This is a genomic window from Jatrophihabitans sp., from assembly GCF_036000465.1.
Lineage (GTDB): Bacteria > Actinomycetota > Actinomycetes > Mycobacteriales > Jatrophihabitantaceae > Jatrophihabitans.
Map to the genome: position 1 here is coordinate 21467 of NZ_DASYFV010000048.1, position 15177 is coordinate 36643.

Sequence of the window (15177 nt, forward strand, 5' to 3'; positions counted from 1 at the left end):
CGAGATCACGACGGGCGACGAGGCCCACGACGTCGGTGTCCGAAAACCGCCAGCCGTTGTCGGAGGGGCGAGGCAGACTGGGTCGCGTGCTGCTCCCTGACCCCGACACCTGCTACCGCGCCGTGCAGTCGCGCGACCCTCGTTTCGACGGTTGGTTCTTCACCGCCGTGCGCACCACCGGCATCTACTGCCGGCCGTCGTGCCCGGCCATCACCCCGCAGCGACGCAACGTCACCTTCCACCCGAGCGCGGCCGCGGCCCAGCGGGCGGGCTACCGGGCCTGCAAGCGGTGCCGGCCCGACGCCTCCCCCGGCTCGCCGGAATGGAACGTGCGCGGCGACCTCGCCGGCCGGGCCCTGCGGCTCATCACCGACGGCGTCATCGACCGCGACGGCGTACCCGGTCTCGCTCGACGGCTCGGCTACTCCGAGCGCCAGGTGCACCGCACGCTGATGGCCGAGGTCGGCGCCGGGCCGATCGCGCTCGCCCGCTCGCAACGGGCCCAGACCGCCCGGGTGCTGCTCGAGACGACCGATCTGCCGGTCACCGACGTCGCGTTCTCGGCCGGGTTCGCCAGCGTGCGCCAGTTCAACGACACGGTGCGGACGGTGTTCGCCTCGACCCCGACCGCGCTGCGGGCCGGGCGGCGCGCGAAGGGCGTCGCCGAGGCGGGGATCGTCACGCTGCGGCTGCCCTACCGCGAGCCGATGACGGTGTCGACCGTGCTGGACTTCCTCGGCGCCCACGCGGTGCCGGGGCTGGAGCGGTACGAGGGCGGCACCTTCACCCGGGTGCTGTCCGCGCCCGGCGGCCCGGCGCTCGTGTCGCTCGCGCCCGGCGACGGCGCGGTGCTGTGCCGGGCCCGCCTGCACGACCCCCGCGATCTCGTGACGGTCGTGGCGCGGGTGCGTCGGCTGCTCGACCTCGATGCCGATCCGACCGCGGTCGACGACGTGCTCGGCGCCGATCCGGTGCTGGCCCCGCTGGTCGGCAAGCGGCCGGGGCTGCGCGCGCCCGGCACCGTCGACGGTTTCGAGACGGCGGTGCGGACGGTCGTCGGGCAGCAGATCTCGCTGGGCGGCGCCCGCACGGTGCTCGGTCGCATCGTGGCCGAGCACGGTGCGGGCGCCTTCCCGGACGAGCCGTGGCGGCTGTTCCCGACGGCGCAGGTGCTGGCCGGGCTGGACCCGGCGACGCTGCCGATGCCGCGGGCGCGGGGCCGCTCCGTCCAGGCCGTCGCCGCCGCGTTCGCCGACGGCGGGCTCGAACTCGACCCCGGCGTCGACCGCGACGAGATCCGGGCCCGGCTGCTCGAGCTCGCCGGCGTCGGCCCGTGGACCGCCGATTACCTGCGCATGCGGGCGGCCGCCCATCCGGACGTCCTGCTCGACACCGACCTCGTCGTGCGCCGCGCCGCCACCGACCTCGGCCTCGACCTGTCCGACGGGCGGGCGGCCTGGTCGCCCTGGCGCACCTACGCCACCTACCACCTGTGGGCCCACCTCTACGCCGACCTCTGGAGCGTCACACCATGATCAGGTACACCCGCATCGACTCCCCGCTCGGCGTCCTGCTCGTCGCCCGCGACGAGACCGGACTGACCGAGCTCTGGATGCCGTCCGGCAAGCACCGTCAGGACCCGGCGCCCGGGTGGATCGAGGACGACACCGCCTTCGACGACGTCTCGACCCAGCTCGGCGAGTACTTCGCCGGCACCCGTACCGATTTCGACCTGCCGTTGCACCCGACGGGCACCGCGTTCCAGCTCAAGGCCTGGGCGGCGCTGCGCGAGATCCCCTACGGCGAGACCCGCAGCTACGGCGCTCAGGCCGAGAACATCGGCCGACCCACGGCCGCCCGCGCGGTCGGCCTCGCCAACGGCCAGAACCCGATCTCGATCATCGTCCCGTGCCATCGCGTCGTCGGCGCCAACGGCTCCCTCACCGGCTACGGCGGCGGCCTCGACGCCAAACGCTGGCTGTTGAGCCATGAGGCCGACCACGCGCGGCTGGGATTGTTCGCCTGAGCTGAATCCACCGCGGCGGGCTCTTCGCGCGAGCGCTCATCGCGTACGTGGTCGGCTTGCCCGGCATACCAGCGCGGCTCAACCGCACCGATCAGTCGTTGTACTGGTTCTGGGCGGCTTCCAGGCCCTGGGCGATGAACAGCTCGACGGCGTCGGCGGCGCGGTCGATGTGGAAGGCGAGGTCCTTGCGCTCGGCGGCGGCGAACTCGCGCAGGACGTAGTCGGCGGGGTCCTGGCGGCCGGGCGGGCGGCCGATGCCGACGCGCACGCGGGCGTAGTCCTTGCTGCCCAGCGCCGAGGTCGTGGAGCGCAGGCCGTTGTGGCCGCCGTCGCCGCCACCGCGCTTGAGCCGCAGCGAGCCGTAGGGCAGGTCGAGCTCGTCGTGGACGACGACGATGCGCTCGATCGGCACCTTGAAGAACCGCGCGATCGAGACGACCGGGCCGCCGGACTCGTTCATGTAGCACTTGGGTTCGGCCAGCACGACCGGGATGCCGCCGAGGCGGCCCTCGACGAGGTCGGCGCGGCCCTTGTGGGCCTTGAACTTCCCGCCGATCCGCTCGGCCAGCAGGTCGACGACCATGAACCCGGCGTTGTGCCGGGTGGCAGCGTACTTGGGCCCGGGATTGCCGAGGCCGACGACAAGGAATCTGTCGTCGGCCACGGCGTCGGTGTTCGGGGTGCGGAGGGAGAACTACTCGGCGGAGTCCTCGGCCGGCTTCTCGCCGTCCGCGGACTCGGCGGCCTCGGCCTGCTCGGCGTCGGACGGCTCCTCGACGATGCCCAGCTCCTCGACGGCCTCGGCGACCTCGGCCTCGAGGTCCTCGGCGGTCGGCGCCTCGTTGATCGCGAGCAGCAGGATCTCCGGATCGGTGATGAGGGTCGAGCCGGACGGCAGGCTGACGTCACCGGCGGTGATCTGGCTGCCGATCGCGAGCCCCTCGATGCTGACCTCGAAGCTGGTGGGGATGTGGGTGGCCTCGGCCTCGACGCTGATGCTCGTGTTTTCCTGGGCCAGCAGGCCACCGGGCGCGATGTCGCCGACCACGTGGATCGCGACGTCGACGGTGACTTTCTCGCCGCGACGGACCGCGAGCAGGTCGACGTGCTCGAAGTGGCCCTTGATGGGGTGGCGCTGGATCGACTTCGGGATGGCGAGCTGCTCGCCGCCCTCGACGTCGAGGGTCAGCAGCACGTTGGTGCCGCCGTGACGGATCGCGTTGGCGAACTCACGGGCCGGCAGCGCGACGTGGCGCGGATCGGCACCGTGGCCGTAGATGACAGCGGGCACCAGACCCGCGCGGCGGGTACGACGAGCGCCGCCCTTGCCGAACTCGGTACGGGTCTCGGCGGACAGTCGAACCTCGGACACAGCAGTACTCCTCGAAATCGTTCGATGCGGTTATTCCGGTGTCTCGTCGCGGTGCCTCGGACGCGGGACGCGCGTCGACGAACGACACCGCGTCGATCACGGATTCCGCTGGAAGGCGGTCCCTCGCCGGGGCAACCACACCAGCTTACCGGCTCCAGCGGGTGCCGACGTACACGGGCCGCCCGGCCTCAGCCTGCGGTCTCAGTAGAGTTGCCCGAGTGCCCGACGCCGCAGTGCCCACCGCGATGCCGGCCGGATCCCCCGGTCTGATCCGCGTCCGCGTCCCGGCCAAGGTGAACCTCCACCTGTCGGTCGGGCCCCTCCGCCCGGACGGGTTCCACGACCTCGTCACCGTCTTCCACGCCGTCGACCTCACCGACGACGTGACGGCCGCGCCGGCCGGCGCCGTGTCGCTCACGGTGTCCGGCGAGGGCGCCGCCGAGCTCCCGCTCGACGCCGGCAATCTCGCCTGGCGGGCCGCCGTGCTGCTCGCCGAGAGCGCCGGTGTCCCGGCCCGTGCCGCGTTGCACATCACGAAGTCGATCCCGGTCGCGGGCGGCATGGCCGGCGGTTCGGCCGACGCGGCGGCCGCCCTGCTCGCCTGCGCCCGCCTGTGGGACCTCGACGCCGGCCCGGCCGAGCTCACCGCCCTGGCCGCCCGCCTCGGCAGCGACGCCGCGTTCCCGCTGCTCGGTGGGACCGCCGTCGGCACGGGACGCGGCGAGATCCTCGAACCGGTCGACTGCGCGGCCACGCTGCACTGGGTCTTCGCCCTGGCCGACTTCGGCATCTCCGCCGGCGACGCCTACCGCGAACTCGACCGCCTGCGCGCGGCCGGCGCCGCCCCCGCGCCGGCCGGTGACCCGGACCGCCTGCTCGCCGCCCTGGCCGACGGCGATGTCGCCGCGGTCGCCGCCGCCCTCGTCAACGATCTCGAACCGGCCGCGCTCTCGCTCGCGCCCACCCTCCGGGCCACCCTCGACGCCGGACGTCGGCGCGGCGCCCTGGCCGCCCTCGTCTCCGGCTCCGGGCCCACCTGCGCCTTCCTCTGCCCGGACGCCGCCGCCGCCGCGCAACTGGCCGCCGACCTGACCGCCGACGGCGTTGTCCGCTCGGCCCGGACGGCGACCGGCCCGGCCGCCGGAGCCAGGGTGGCCGGCTGATGGCGAACCTCGTCAACCTCGAGGGCGTCGGCAAGACCTTCGGCACGACCGTCGTCCTCGACGGCGTCTCCCTCGGTATCGCCGACGGCGAGCGCATCGGCGTCGTCGGCCGCAACTGCGGGGGCAAGTCCACCCTGCTGAAGCTCATCCTGGGCGAGGAGACGCCCGACACCGGCCGGGTCACGCGCACCGGCGGCATCCGGCTCGCGAGCGTCGACCAACGCGGCGAGCTGCCGGCCGGCACCAGCGTGCGCACCGTGGTCGTCGGCGACGGCGCCGAGCACGAGTGGGCCGGCGACGCCGCCGTCCGCGAGATCCTGGCCGGGCTCGGACTGGCCGCGGTCGGGTTGGACGCCGACGTGGCCCGGCTCTCCGGCGGCGAGCGGCGCCGCGTCGCCCTCGCGCGGGCGCTCGTGCAGCAGGCCGAACTGCTGGTGCTGGACGAGCCGACCAACCACCTCGACGTCGAGGGCATCACCTGGCTCGCGGCCCACCTGCGCGGCCGCCGCGGCGCGCTGCTCGTCGTCACCCACGACCGCTGGTTCCTCGACGCCGTCTGCGAGCGCACCTGGGAGCTCGGCGACGGCGTCGTGCGGCAGTTCGACGGCGGGTACGCGGCGTACGTCCTGGCCCGGGCCGAGCGGGGCCGCCAGGCCGACGCCACCGAGGCCAAGCGGCAGAACCTGCTGCGCAAGGAGCTCGCCTGGCTGCGCCGCGGTCCGCCGGCCCGCACGTCCAAGCCGCAGTTCCGCATCGACGCCGCCGAGGCGCTGATCGCCGACGTCCCCGCCCCCCGCAGCACTGTCGAGCTCAAGGCGCTCGCGCAGCGGCGGCTCGGGCGCACCGTCGTCGACCTCGAAGGTGTCACGGTGCGCGTCGGCGGCGAGCGCACCCTGCTCGACGACGTCACCTGGCACGTCGGGCCGGGCGACCGCATCGGGATCATCGGCGTGAACGGGTCGGGCAAGACGCACCTGCTGCGGCTGCTCGCCGGCGACCTGCGCCCCGAGTCGGGCACGGTGACGATCGGCAAGACCGTCCACACCGGGCATCTCACCCAGGAGATCCGCGAGCTGCCGAACGAGCTCCGGGTCCTGGAGGCGGTCAGCGAGGTGCGCACCACGGCCGAGCTCGGTGGCGTCGAGCTGTCCGCCGGCCAGCTCGCCGAGCGCTTCGGCTTCGCGAACGAGAAGCAGTGGACGCCGGTCGGCGACCTGTCCGGCGGTGAGCGGCGGCGGCTGCAACTGCTGCGCCTGCTGCTCACCCAGCCCAACCTGCTGCTGCTCGACGAGCCCACCAACGACCTCGACACCGACACGCTGGCCGCGCTCGAGGACCTGCTCGACGGCTGGGCCGGGACGATCGTCGTGGTCAGCCACGACCGCTACCTGCTGGAGCGGGTGTGCGACACGACCGTCGCGCTGCTCGGCGACGGCTCGCTGGCCGCGCTGCCCGGCGGGGTCGACGAGTACCTCTCCCGGCGGGCGGCCCGCGCCGACGCCGCGGTCGAGGAGCGGCGGGAGAAGCGCGGCGACACCCGGGCCGCCCGCAAGGAGCTCACCCGGCTCGAGCGGCGCATGGAGAGCCTGCAGCGGCGCGAGCAGAAGCTGCACGACCAGCTGGCCGAGCACGCCACCGACTACGGCAAGGTGGCCGAGCTCGACGCCGAGCTGCGCGACGTCGTCGCCGAGCGCGAGGCGGCCGAGGAGGCGTGGCTCGAGCTCGCCGACGAGACCGACTGAGCCCTACTCCTCGCCACCGGAGTTGGCCGTCGGGTTGGTGCCCGACAGCGTCGCCAGCATCTGGCGGACGTTGGTCAGCTGGGCGTTGATCGCGTTGCGGCGCTGCGTGGCGGCGGCGAGCTCGCGCTCGGACTCGTCACGGACGCGGTCGGCGCGGGCGGTGGCCTCGGCGACGATCTGCTCGGCCTTCTGCTCCGACTCGGCCTGCAGCTGCGCCGCGCGGCGCTGCGCCTCGCTGGCGATCTGATCGCTCTGCGCCCGCATCTTGGCGACGCGGTCACGCGCCTCGTCGAGGGCCTGCTCGGCCTCGTCGGTGCGGGACTGGAAGATCGCCTCGGCCTTGTCGCGGCGCTCGGCGAGCGTCTTCTCGAAGTCGGCGGCGGCCTTGGCCGAACGGGCCCGCTGCTCCTCGTACATCGCCTCGGCCTCGCTGCGCCGCGACATCGCGCGCCGCTCGGCCTCGTCGATCATCTGGTCCGCGCTGCGCTTCGCGTCCTCGACGATGCGGGCGGCCTCGCTGTTGGCGGCGTCGACGGTCTCGCGGGCGTACTTGTCGGCGTCCTCGCGCATCGTGTTGGCCTGGCCCTCGGCCTCCTCGAGGCTGCGGTGCACCTCGGCGACCGCGGCGCTGCGCATCTCCTCGGCCTCCTCCTCGGCCATCGCGAGGATGCGGCCGACGCGCTTGCCGAAGTCGTGGAAGGTCGGCTCGGCCGGCGGCTGGGGCTTGGCCTGCTTGACCGCGTCGGCCGAGGCGGAGGCCTGCTGCTGCAAGGCACTCACCTGCTGAGCGAGCTCGTCGGCCCGGTGGGCCGACTCGGCCTGCGACCGGGAGAGCTCGGCGAGGTGGCGGTCGACCTCGGCCGGGTCGTAGCCGCGCATGACGGTCCGGAAGGTGCTGGTGCTCTGCTCGCTCATCGGGCTCTCTCAGTCACTGTGTGAAGGTGGTGGTGCTTCGGGCTCGGTCGATGTCGACAGCGGCGTCGTCGCCGGACGGTCGGCGACCGCGAGGGCATTGATCACGCCCGAGAGATCCCCGAGTTGCTTGCTGATCTCGTCGCGGTGGGCGGTGAGTACGGCGACCTCGGCGCGGGCCTCGGCGAGGAGGGTCCGGGCCGTGGCGCGGAGCTCGTCGGCCTCGGTCCGGGCCTCGGAGAGCGTACGCGCCGCCTCGTCCTTGGCGCTGCGACGCAGTTCCCGGGTCTCGTTCTGCACCCGGGCGAGGTCGTCGGCGGCTCGCTCGCGCACCGCCTTGGACCCGGCCTCGGCCTGGGCCAGGCGGTGTTCGCCCCGCTCGGCCGCGGCCCGGGCCTGCTCGTCGGCCTGGGTCAGGATCTGCTCGGCGTCGTCGCCGGCCAGCTGCCGGATCTGGGCGGCGTCGGCGTTGGCGCTCTCGAGCAGGGCCGCGGCCTCGGTGCTCGCGGCCTGGCGCTCGATGGCCCCGGCCTCGGCCAGCGCGTCGCGCCGGGCCTCGGCCTCGGTGCGGATCTTCTCGGCCTCGGCCCGCGCCTCGGCGAGGGTGCGGTCGGCCTCCTCCTGGGCGCGCCGGCGCATCGCGTCGGCGTCGACCTCGGCGGCGGCCAGCAGGTCGGCCATCGTCTGCTTCGTCCAGGTGGTCTGCTCGGCGGCCTCGGCGATCTCGGCGGCGAGGCTCTCACGGGTGTCGTCGACGAGTTTCGTGCTGTCGGCACGGGCCTGGGCCCGGATGCTCTCGGCCTCCGCGACCGCGCGGTCGACGTGCTGCTTCGCCTCGGCCCGGATCGCGTCGGCGTCGTCGTCGGCCTGGGCGATGAGCGCGGCGACCCGGATGCGTTCGGCCTCGGCGTCGGCGTCGCGGGTGGCGTCGAACTCGGCCCGGCGGGCGGCGAGGTCGGCGTCGTGGGCGCGGCGCGCCTCGGTGAGCTCGGCCTCGTGCTCGGTCCGGCGGCGATCGGTGTCGGCGTCGAGCTCCTGGGCCCGCTGCCGGGCGGCGGCGACGATGGCCTCGGCCTGGTCGCGCAGCACCTTCGCGGTGGTGCGGCTGTCGACGGCCTGACGCTCGGCGTCCTCGCGGGCATCGGCCAGCAGGGCGTCGGCGGCATCCTCGGCCCGCGCGACCACGAGCGCGGCCTGAGCCAGCGCGTCGTCGATGATCGCCTGCGCCTCGGCGTCAGGGTCGGCCGTCATCGGGGCCGAGCCGATGAGCCGACGGAACGGCGTGGGCCGGCCGGGCAGCGTCGGATCCGACGGCTGCTCGGTCTGTTCCCACGTCGCGGGCTCCCCGTGCATGGGGGTCATCGTCGCAGGCTCAGCAGTTTCGCGCACAGGTGGTTGCTCGAGGGGATCGTCTGGTTGCTCGAGGGGATCGTCCGGGCGGGTCATCGGCGGCGGCGCCTCCCGAGCGGGCGCGGCTCGGCCTCGAGGTGGGCCAGCCCGTTCCACCCGAGGTTGACGAGGTGGGCCGCGACCTCCTCCCGCTTCGGGGTGCGTTCCTCCAGCCACCACATGCCGGTGAGGGCGACCATCCCGACGAGCATCTGGGCGTACATCGGGGCGTGCTCGGTGTTGATGCCGCGGCGCTCGAACTCGCGGCCGAGGATGTGTTCGACCTGGCTGGCGATGTCGTTCAGCAGGGACGAGAAGGTGCCGGGCGACCCGGCCATCGGCGAATCGCGGGCGAGGATGCGGAACCCGTCCGTCTCCTCCTCGATGTAGGTGAGCAGCGCCAGGGCCGCCTGCTCGACGAGGTCGTGCGGGGCGCCGGCCGACAGCGCCTGGGTGAGGCGGTCGAGCAGGTTGGACATCTCGCGGTCGACGACGACGGCGTACAGCCCCTCCTTGCCGCCGAAGTGCTCGTAGACGACCGGCTTGCTGACCCCGGCCCGGGCGGCGATCTCCTCGATCGAGGTGCCCTCGAAGCCCTTTTCGGCGAACAGGGCGCGCCCGACGGTGAGAAGTTGCTCGCGCCGCTCGCGTCCGGTCATCCGCACGCGGGGTCGCGACTCGACCTCACTCATGGTTCAACTCCGTGTCCATCACCCATGATGATTCCATGACCGCACCGACCGAGCCTCTGACGTACGGCAGCTATCTGCGGCTGTCGGACCTGCTGGCCTGCCAGTCGCCCCGCACCGACGAGCACGACGAGCTGCTCTTCGTGATCATCCACCAGGTCTACGAGCTCTGGTTCAAGCAGATCCTGCACGAGGCGGCGCTGCTGCAGGCCCGGCTCGAGGCGGGCAACGCCGCGGGGGCCCAGCACACCGCCCGGCGCATCGCCAAGATCCTCAAGACGATCGTCGGCCAGCTCGACGTGCTCGAGACGATGACCCCGCGCCAGTTCGCGTCGTTCCGCCCGCAGCTCGGCGGGTCGAGCGGCTTCCAGAGCGAGCAGTTCCGCGAGATCGAGGCGGTGTTCGGACGCCGCGACCTCGACGCCGGTGGCCATGCCGGCACCGCAGCCGCCCTCACCCGGCGCTCGGTCTTCGACTCGCTGCTCCGCTTCCTCGCCGGCACGGGGCAGGACGTCCCCGCCGCCGCACTGGAGCGCGACCCGGCGACCCCGTGGCCGGGGGGTGACCCGGACATCCTGCACCTGCTCGAGGCGGTCTACGCCGACGAGACCGGCGCCGCGGCCGAGGTCTGCGAGGCGCTCGTGGACATCGACGAGGGCATGCAGGAGTGGCGCTACCGGCACGTGAAGATGGTGGAGCGGATCATCGGCGCGCAGATCGGCACCGGCGGTTCCGCCGGCGCGGCCTACCTGCGCTCGACCCTGTTCCGGCCGGCCTTCCCCGACCTGTGGGCGGTGCGCGGTGCCTGAGCCGATCCGGACCCGCGACGACGCCGTCGCCGCCGACGCGGCCGACCCGCTCGGCTACGTGCGGGCCCGCTTCCACCTGCCCGAGCACGGCGTCTACCTCGACGGCAACTCCCTCGGCGCGCTGCCGGTGGCGGTGTCGGCCGCGCTCGAGGACACCGTCGACCGGCAGTGGGGCCGCGACCTCATCACCTCGTGGAACGCCAACGGCTGGTGGACCCTGCCGGCCCGGGTGGGCGACCGCATCGGCGCGCTCGTCGGCGCGGCGGCGGGCCAGATCATGTGTGGCGACTCCACGACGATCCAGCTCTTCCAGGCGGTCGTCGCGCTGGCCCGGCTCAACCCGCAGCGGCGCGTGATCGTGACCGACGGCGACAACTTCCCGACCGACCAGTACATCGCCGGGTCGGCCGCGCGGCTGCTCGGGATGCAGCTGGTGCGGGTGCACCCGGCGGAGCTGGCGCAGGTGCTCGACGCGAACGTCGCGCTGGTGTCGTTCAGTGCCGTCGACTACCGCACCGGCACGCTGTGGGACGCCGCCGCGGTCACCGCCCAGGTGCACGCGGCCGGCGCGCTGATGCTGTGGGACCTCGCCCACGCGGCGGGCGCGCTGCCGTTCGAGCTGGACTCGATCGGCGCCGACGCGGCCGTGGGCTGCTCGTACAAGTACCTCAACGGCGGCCCGGGTGCCCCGGCCTGGATCTACCTCGCCGGGCGGCACCACCCGCTGATCGATCTGCCGCTCACCGGCTGGCAGGGGCACGTCGCGCCCTTCGACCTGGCGCCCGGCTACGCGCCGGCGCCCGGGATCGAACGGGCCCGGATCGGGACGCCGCCGGTGCTGTCGATGCGGGCCCTGGACGCCGCCCTCGACGTCTTCGACGGCGTCGCGATGAGCGACGTGCGGGCGAAGTCGCTCGCGCTCACCGAGCTGGTGATCCGCTACGCCGACGCCGCACTGCCCGCGGTCGAGGTCGTCACCCCGCGCGAACCGCACCGGCGTGGCTCGCAGGTGGCGTTGCGCATGCCCTTCGCCTACGAGGTCACCCAGGCGCTCATCGCCCGCGGCGTGATCGGCGACTTCCGCGCCCCTGACCTGCTGCGCCTCGGCTTCGCACCGCTGTACCTGACCTACCAGCAGGTATGGGATGCCATGGACACGCTGCACGACGTCCTCGCGAAGGAGGAGTGGCGCAACCCCGCCTACGCGCAGCGCGCCGCCGTCACCTGATCAGGCGGTGGCCTTGAGCTTCTCGATCCGCTCCGGCTTGGGCCAGCGCACGTCCGTGGCCCAGCCCAGCTTCTCGAAGAACCAGATGACCCGGGCCGACTCGTCGAGCTGACCCCGCAGCACCCCGTGGCGAGCGGCGGTCGGGTCGGCGTGATGCAGGTTGTGCCAGCTCTCGCCGAAGCTCACGATCGCGAGCGGCCAGAAGTTGGCGCTCTTGTCGCGGGCCGTGAACGGCCGCTCGCCCACCATGTGGCACACCGAGTTGATCGACCAGGTGACGTGGTGCAGCACGAAGATGCGCACGAGCGAGGCCCAGAAGAACGCCGAGAGGGCGCCGGCCCATGACAGCGTGATCAGCCCGCCGAGCAGCGCGGGCGCCACGAGCGAGACCACGACCCACAGCGGGAAGAGGGTGTCGACGAGGCGGATGTCCTTGTCGCGCATGAGGTCGGGCGTGTACTTGTCACGGTTCGTGTGTTCGAGGTCGAACAGCCAGCCGAGGTGAGCGAACCAAAAGCCCTTCATCAGCGCCGGAACGGTGTCGCCGAAGCGCCACGGCGAGTGCGGGTCGCCCTCGCGGTCGCTGAACGCGTGGTGGCGGCGGTGGTCGGCCACCCAGCGGATGACCGGACCCTCGATCGCCAGCGAGCCGGCGATCGCCAGCCCGATCCGCAGCGGCCGGTTCGCCTTGAACGACGAGTGGGTGAACAGCCGGTGGTAGCCGACCGTGATGCCCAGGCCGGAGGCGATGTAGAAGACGAGGAACAGGGCGATGTCCGTCCAGCCCAACCCCCGACCCCACGCCACCGGGATCGCGGCGACGAAGGCGAGGAAGGGGACGATGACGAAGGTGTAGAGCATGAGCTGCTCACCGCGCCGCTTGGTGCCCTCGAACACCGGCTTGGTGCCACCGGGCGGCGGCCCGCTCGGGCGGTCGTCGAGAAGAGTCATGTGCACTGTCCCTACGCTCGGGTCGTCCTGCGGTTACGGCAGCGTAACTTACGCAAACGTAGGAAGACAGTCGGCGGCGGCCCGCCTCTCATGAAATACGCTGGAGCCCGCGAACAGTGGGGGATGGGGTAATCGGCAGCCCGCCGGCCTTTGGAGCCGTGCAGTCTCGGTTCGAGTCCGAGTCCCCCAGCTTCAGTCCACCGACGCACACCACCGAAAGACGAGATCGAGCGCGGACGCCCGCGGCGAGAGGACCCTGCACAGTGCCCGAGACAGCATCCGGTTCCTCCGCTCCCCCCGCCGCGGTCGTCGTCCTCGCCGCCGGCGAGGGCACCCGGATGAAGTCGGCGGCCCGGCCCAAGGTGCTGCACGGCTTCGCCGGCCGCTCCATGCTCGGCCACGTGCTCGCCGCGGCCCGGCCGCTGGCCGCCGAGCGCACCGTCGTCGTCGTCGGCCACCGGCGCGACGAGGTCGTCGAGCACCTGGCCGGCATCGCCCCCGAGGCCGCCACCGTCGACCAGGACGAGCAGAACGGCACCGGTCACGCCGTCCGCCTCGCGCTGCAGGGCGCCGTCCCGGCCGATGCCGTCGGCACCGTCGTGGTCGTGCCGGGCGACGCCCCGCTGCTGACCGCCTCCGCGCTGGGCGCGCTGGTCGCCGAGCACGCCGCGAGCGGGGCCGCCGCCACGCTGCTGACGAGCGTGCTGCCCGACCCGACCGGTTACGGGCGGGTCATCCGCGGCGCCGACGGCGCCGTGGCCCGCGTCGTAGAGCACAAGGACGCCTCGGCCGACGAGCTCGCGGTGGCCGAGGTCGCGACGAGCGTCTACGCCTTCGACCACGCGCTACTGCGCGACGCCGTCACCCGGCTCTCGACCGACAACGCGCAGGGCGAGGAGTACCTGCCCGACGTCATCGGCATCCTCGTGGCCGACGGGCACCGCGTCGCCGCCGTCATCGCGTCCGCCGACGAAACGGCGGGCTGCAACGACCGCGTGCAGCTCGCGGCGGCGCACCGTACCTACAACGACCGCCTGCTCGAGGCCCACATGCGGGCCGGCGTGACCGTCGTCGACCCGGCGAGCACCTGGCTCGACGCCGAGGTCACTCTCGAGCCCGACGTCACGCTGCTGCCGTCGGTCTACCTGCACGGCGCGACGAGTGTCGCGGCCGGTGCCGAGATCGGCCCCGACGTCACGCTCACGAACACGAGCGTGGGTGCCGCGACGCGGATCCAGCGCTGCGTCGCGGTCGACTCCCGCGTCGGCGCCGGGGTCACCATCGGCCCGTTCGCCTACCTGCGTCCCGGCACCGTCCTGCACGACGAGGTGCACATCGGCACCTACGTCGAGCTGAAGAAGGCCGAGGTCGGCACCGGCAGCAAGGTGCCGCACCTGACCTACGTCGGCGACGCGACGATCGGCGAGCGCAGCAACATCGGCGCCGCCACCGTCTTCGTCAATTACGACGGTGTGGCCAAGCACCACACCACGATCGGCAGCCACGCCCGCACCGGTGCCGACAACATGTTCGTGGCGCCGGTGAACGTCGGTGACGGCGCCTACACCGCCGCCGGTTCGATCATCACCCAGGACGTCCCGCCGGGAGCCATGGCCGTGGCCCGCGCGCAGCAGCGCAACGTGGCAGGCTGGGTACAACGCAAGCGGGCCGGTTCGGCCGCGGCCGAGGCGGCAGCGAGAGCCCTCGCTGCCGATGCGGCACCCACCGAGGACGAAGGCTGAGCATGTCGAATCTCCAGGTCGTGGGCCGCAAGAGCCTGGTGCTGCTCTCCGGCGGCGCGTACCCAGAGCTCGCCGACGAGATCGCCTCGTCGATCGGGGTGTCGGTCACGCCGACGACGCGGCGCGAGTTCGCGAACGGCGAACTCTTCATCCGTCCGAACGAGTCGGTGCGCGGCACCGACGCGTTCGTCATCCAGGCGCACACCACGCCGATCAACGACTGGCTCATGGAGAGCCTGATCCTGGTCGACGCGCTGAAGCGGGCCTCGGCCAAGCGGATCACCGTGGTGGCGCCGTTCTACCCCTACGCCCGGCAGGACAAGAAGCACCGCGGCCGCGAGCCGATCTCGGCCCGGCTCATCGCCGACCTGTTCAAGACCGCTGGCGCCGACCGGCTCATGGCCGTCGACCTGCACACCGCGCAGATCCAGGGGTTCTTCGACGGCCCGGTCGACCACCTCTTCGCCATGCCGCTGCTCGCCGACTACGTCCGCGAGAAGTACGGCAAGGAGGACCTCGTCGTCGTCTCGCCCGACACCGGCCGCGTGCGCACGGCCGAGCAGTGGGCCGACGAGCTCGGTGGGCGTGACCTCGCGTTCGTGCACAAGACCCGCAGCATCGACGTCGCCAACGAGGTCGTCGCCAACCGCGTCGTCGGTGAGATCGAGGGCCGCTGCTGCCTGCTGATCGACGACATGATCGACACGGCCGGCTCGATCACGAAGGCGGCCGAGCTGCTCTTCGACCAGGGCGCCACCGACGTTGTCATCGCCGCGACGCACGGCATCTTCTCCGGTGAGGCCACCGACCGGCTCAAGAACAGCCGGATCAGCGAGGTGGTCGTCACGAACACGCTGCCGATCGGCCCGGAGCAGCGCTTCGACAAGCTGACCGTCCTTTCGATCGCCCCGCTGCTCGGACAGGCGATCAAGGAGGTCTTCGAGGACGGCTCGGTCACGAGCCTGTTCCACGGCCGCAGCTGAGGCCGGTCAGGGCCCGATCTGCACCGACGTCGACGAGGTCGACGCCGCGAACACGACGAAGAACAGCGTGAACATCAGCACGTAGATGCCGATGCTGACGCAGAGCGAGATGATGCCGAACTTGCGCACCCGGCCCGCCTGGTACTGCGCCCCGGCGTAGTCGCCCACCAG

At 72.9% G+C, this 15177-nt stretch carries 14 protein-coding genes and 1 tRNA gene; 9 read left to right on the top strand and 6 right to left on the bottom strand.

The annotated features are described in order from the left end of the window. The first annotated feature begins 86 nt into the window (after positions 1-86). Both VGN18_RS16000 and VGN18_RS16005 read left to right on the top strand, forming a co-directional pair. Complete coding sequence (locus VGN18_RS16000; RefSeq protein WP_327540707.1) at positions 87-1535, top strand: AlkA N-terminal domain-containing protein; 1449 nt, start codon at positions 87-89, stop codon at positions 1533-1535. Beyond that, positions 1532-2026, top strand: a complete 495-nt coding sequence (locus tag VGN18_RS16005; protein ID WP_327540708.1) for a methylated-DNA--[protein]-cysteine S-methyltransferase — start codon at positions 1532-1534, stop codon at positions 2024-2026. Before VGN18_RS16000 ends, VGN18_RS16005 begins: the two co-directional genes overlap by 4 nt. Before the next feature lie 91 nt (positions 2027-2117). On the opposite strand, the gene pth is transcribed toward VGN18_RS16005, so the two are convergent. Both pth and VGN18_RS16015 read right to left on the bottom strand, forming a co-directional pair. Continuing rightward, entirely contained in the window at positions 2118-2690 is a 573-nt protein-coding gene (pth, locus tag VGN18_RS16010; RefSeq protein WP_327540709.1) for an aminoacyl-tRNA hydrolase, read from the bottom strand. Positions 2691-2720: 30 nt separating this feature from the next. Then, entirely contained in the window at positions 2721-3398 is a 678-nt protein-coding gene (locus VGN18_RS16015) for a 50S ribosomal protein L25/general stress protein Ctc (protein WP_327540710.1), read from the bottom strand. 245 nt (positions 3399-3643) lie between these two features. Between VGN18_RS16015 and VGN18_RS16020 the strand changes: the two genes are divergently transcribed. Further along, positions 3644-4561 (top strand): 4-(cytidine 5'-diphospho)-2-C-methyl-D-erythritol kinase, encoded by a 918-nt coding sequence (locus VGN18_RS16020; RefSeq protein WP_349259943.1) that lies wholly within the window; start codon positions 3644-3646, stop codon positions 4559-4561. Beyond that, the gene (locus VGN18_RS16025) at positions 4561-6303 is read left to right on the top strand and encodes an ABC-F family ATP-binding cassette domain-containing protein (protein ID WP_327540712.1); all 1743 of its coding nucleotides are present in this window, start codon (positions 4561-4563) and stop codon (positions 6301-6303) included. The genes VGN18_RS16020 and VGN18_RS16025 overlap by 1 nt, the downstream gene beginning before the upstream one ends. A 3-nt stretch (positions 6304-6306) precedes the next feature. Here the strand turns inward: VGN18_RS16025 and VGN18_RS16030 are convergent, their stop codons facing one another. The 3 genes from VGN18_RS16030 to VGN18_RS16040 all read right to left on the bottom strand — a co-directional run bounded on the left by VGN18_RS16030 (position 6307) and on the right by VGN18_RS16040 (position 9296). After that, positions 6307-7218, bottom strand: coding sequence for a DivIVA domain-containing protein (locus VGN18_RS16030; protein WP_327540713.1), 912 nt, complete (start codon positions 7216-7218; stop codon positions 6307-6309). Positions 7219-7227: 9 nt separating this feature from the next. After that, positions 7228-8577, bottom strand: coding sequence for a hypothetical protein (locus VGN18_RS16035; protein ID WP_327540714.1), 1350 nt, complete (start codon positions 8575-8577; stop codon positions 7228-7230). 80 nt (positions 8578-8657) lie between these two features. Then, positions 8658-9296, bottom strand: coding sequence for a TetR/AcrR family transcriptional regulator (locus VGN18_RS16040; RefSeq protein ID WP_327540715.1), 639 nt, complete (start codon positions 9294-9296; stop codon positions 8658-8660). Between the two features lie 35 nt (positions 9297-9331). Between VGN18_RS16040 and VGN18_RS16045 the strand changes: the two genes are divergently transcribed. Continuing rightward, entirely contained in the window at positions 9332-10102 is a 771-nt protein-coding gene (locus VGN18_RS16045; RefSeq protein WP_327540716.1) for a tryptophan 2,3-dioxygenase, read from the top strand. Continuing rightward, entirely contained in the window at positions 10095-11330 is a 1236-nt protein-coding gene (kynU, locus tag VGN18_RS16050; RefSeq protein ID WP_327540717.1) for a kynureninase, read from the top strand. Before VGN18_RS16045 ends, kynU begins: the two co-directional genes overlap by 8 nt. Here the strand turns inward: kynU and VGN18_RS16055 are convergent, their stop codons facing one another. Continuing rightward, positions 11331-12281 carry an acyl-CoA desaturase gene (locus VGN18_RS16055; RefSeq protein WP_327540718.1) on the bottom strand — a complete coding sequence of 317 codons (951 nt, stop codon included), beginning with the start codon at positions 12279-12281 and terminating at the stop codon, positions 11331-11333. A 117-nt stretch (positions 12282-12398) separates the two neighbouring features. On the opposite strand from VGN18_RS16055, the gene VGN18_RS16060 reads away from it, so the two are divergent. The 3 genes from VGN18_RS16060 to VGN18_RS16070 all read left to right on the top strand — a co-directional run bounded on the left by VGN18_RS16060 (position 12399) and on the right by VGN18_RS16070 (position 15006). Further along, positions 12399-12471: transfer RNA gene (locus VGN18_RS16060), tRNA-Gln, on the top strand. Between the two features lie 73 nt (positions 12472-12544). Then, positions 12545-14023, top strand: a complete 1479-nt coding sequence (glmU, locus tag VGN18_RS16065) for a bifunctional UDP-N-acetylglucosamine diphosphorylase/glucosamine-1-phosphate N-acetyltransferase GlmU (RefSeq protein WP_327540719.1) — start codon at positions 12545-12547, stop codon at positions 14021-14023. 2 nt (positions 14024-14025) lie between these two features. After that, the gene (locus VGN18_RS16070) at positions 14026-15006 is read left to right on the top strand and encodes a ribose-phosphate diphosphokinase (RefSeq protein WP_327540720.1); all 981 of its coding nucleotides are present in this window, start codon (positions 14026-14028) and stop codon (positions 15004-15006) included. The last annotated feature ends 171 nt before the right edge of the window (positions 15007-15177 follow it).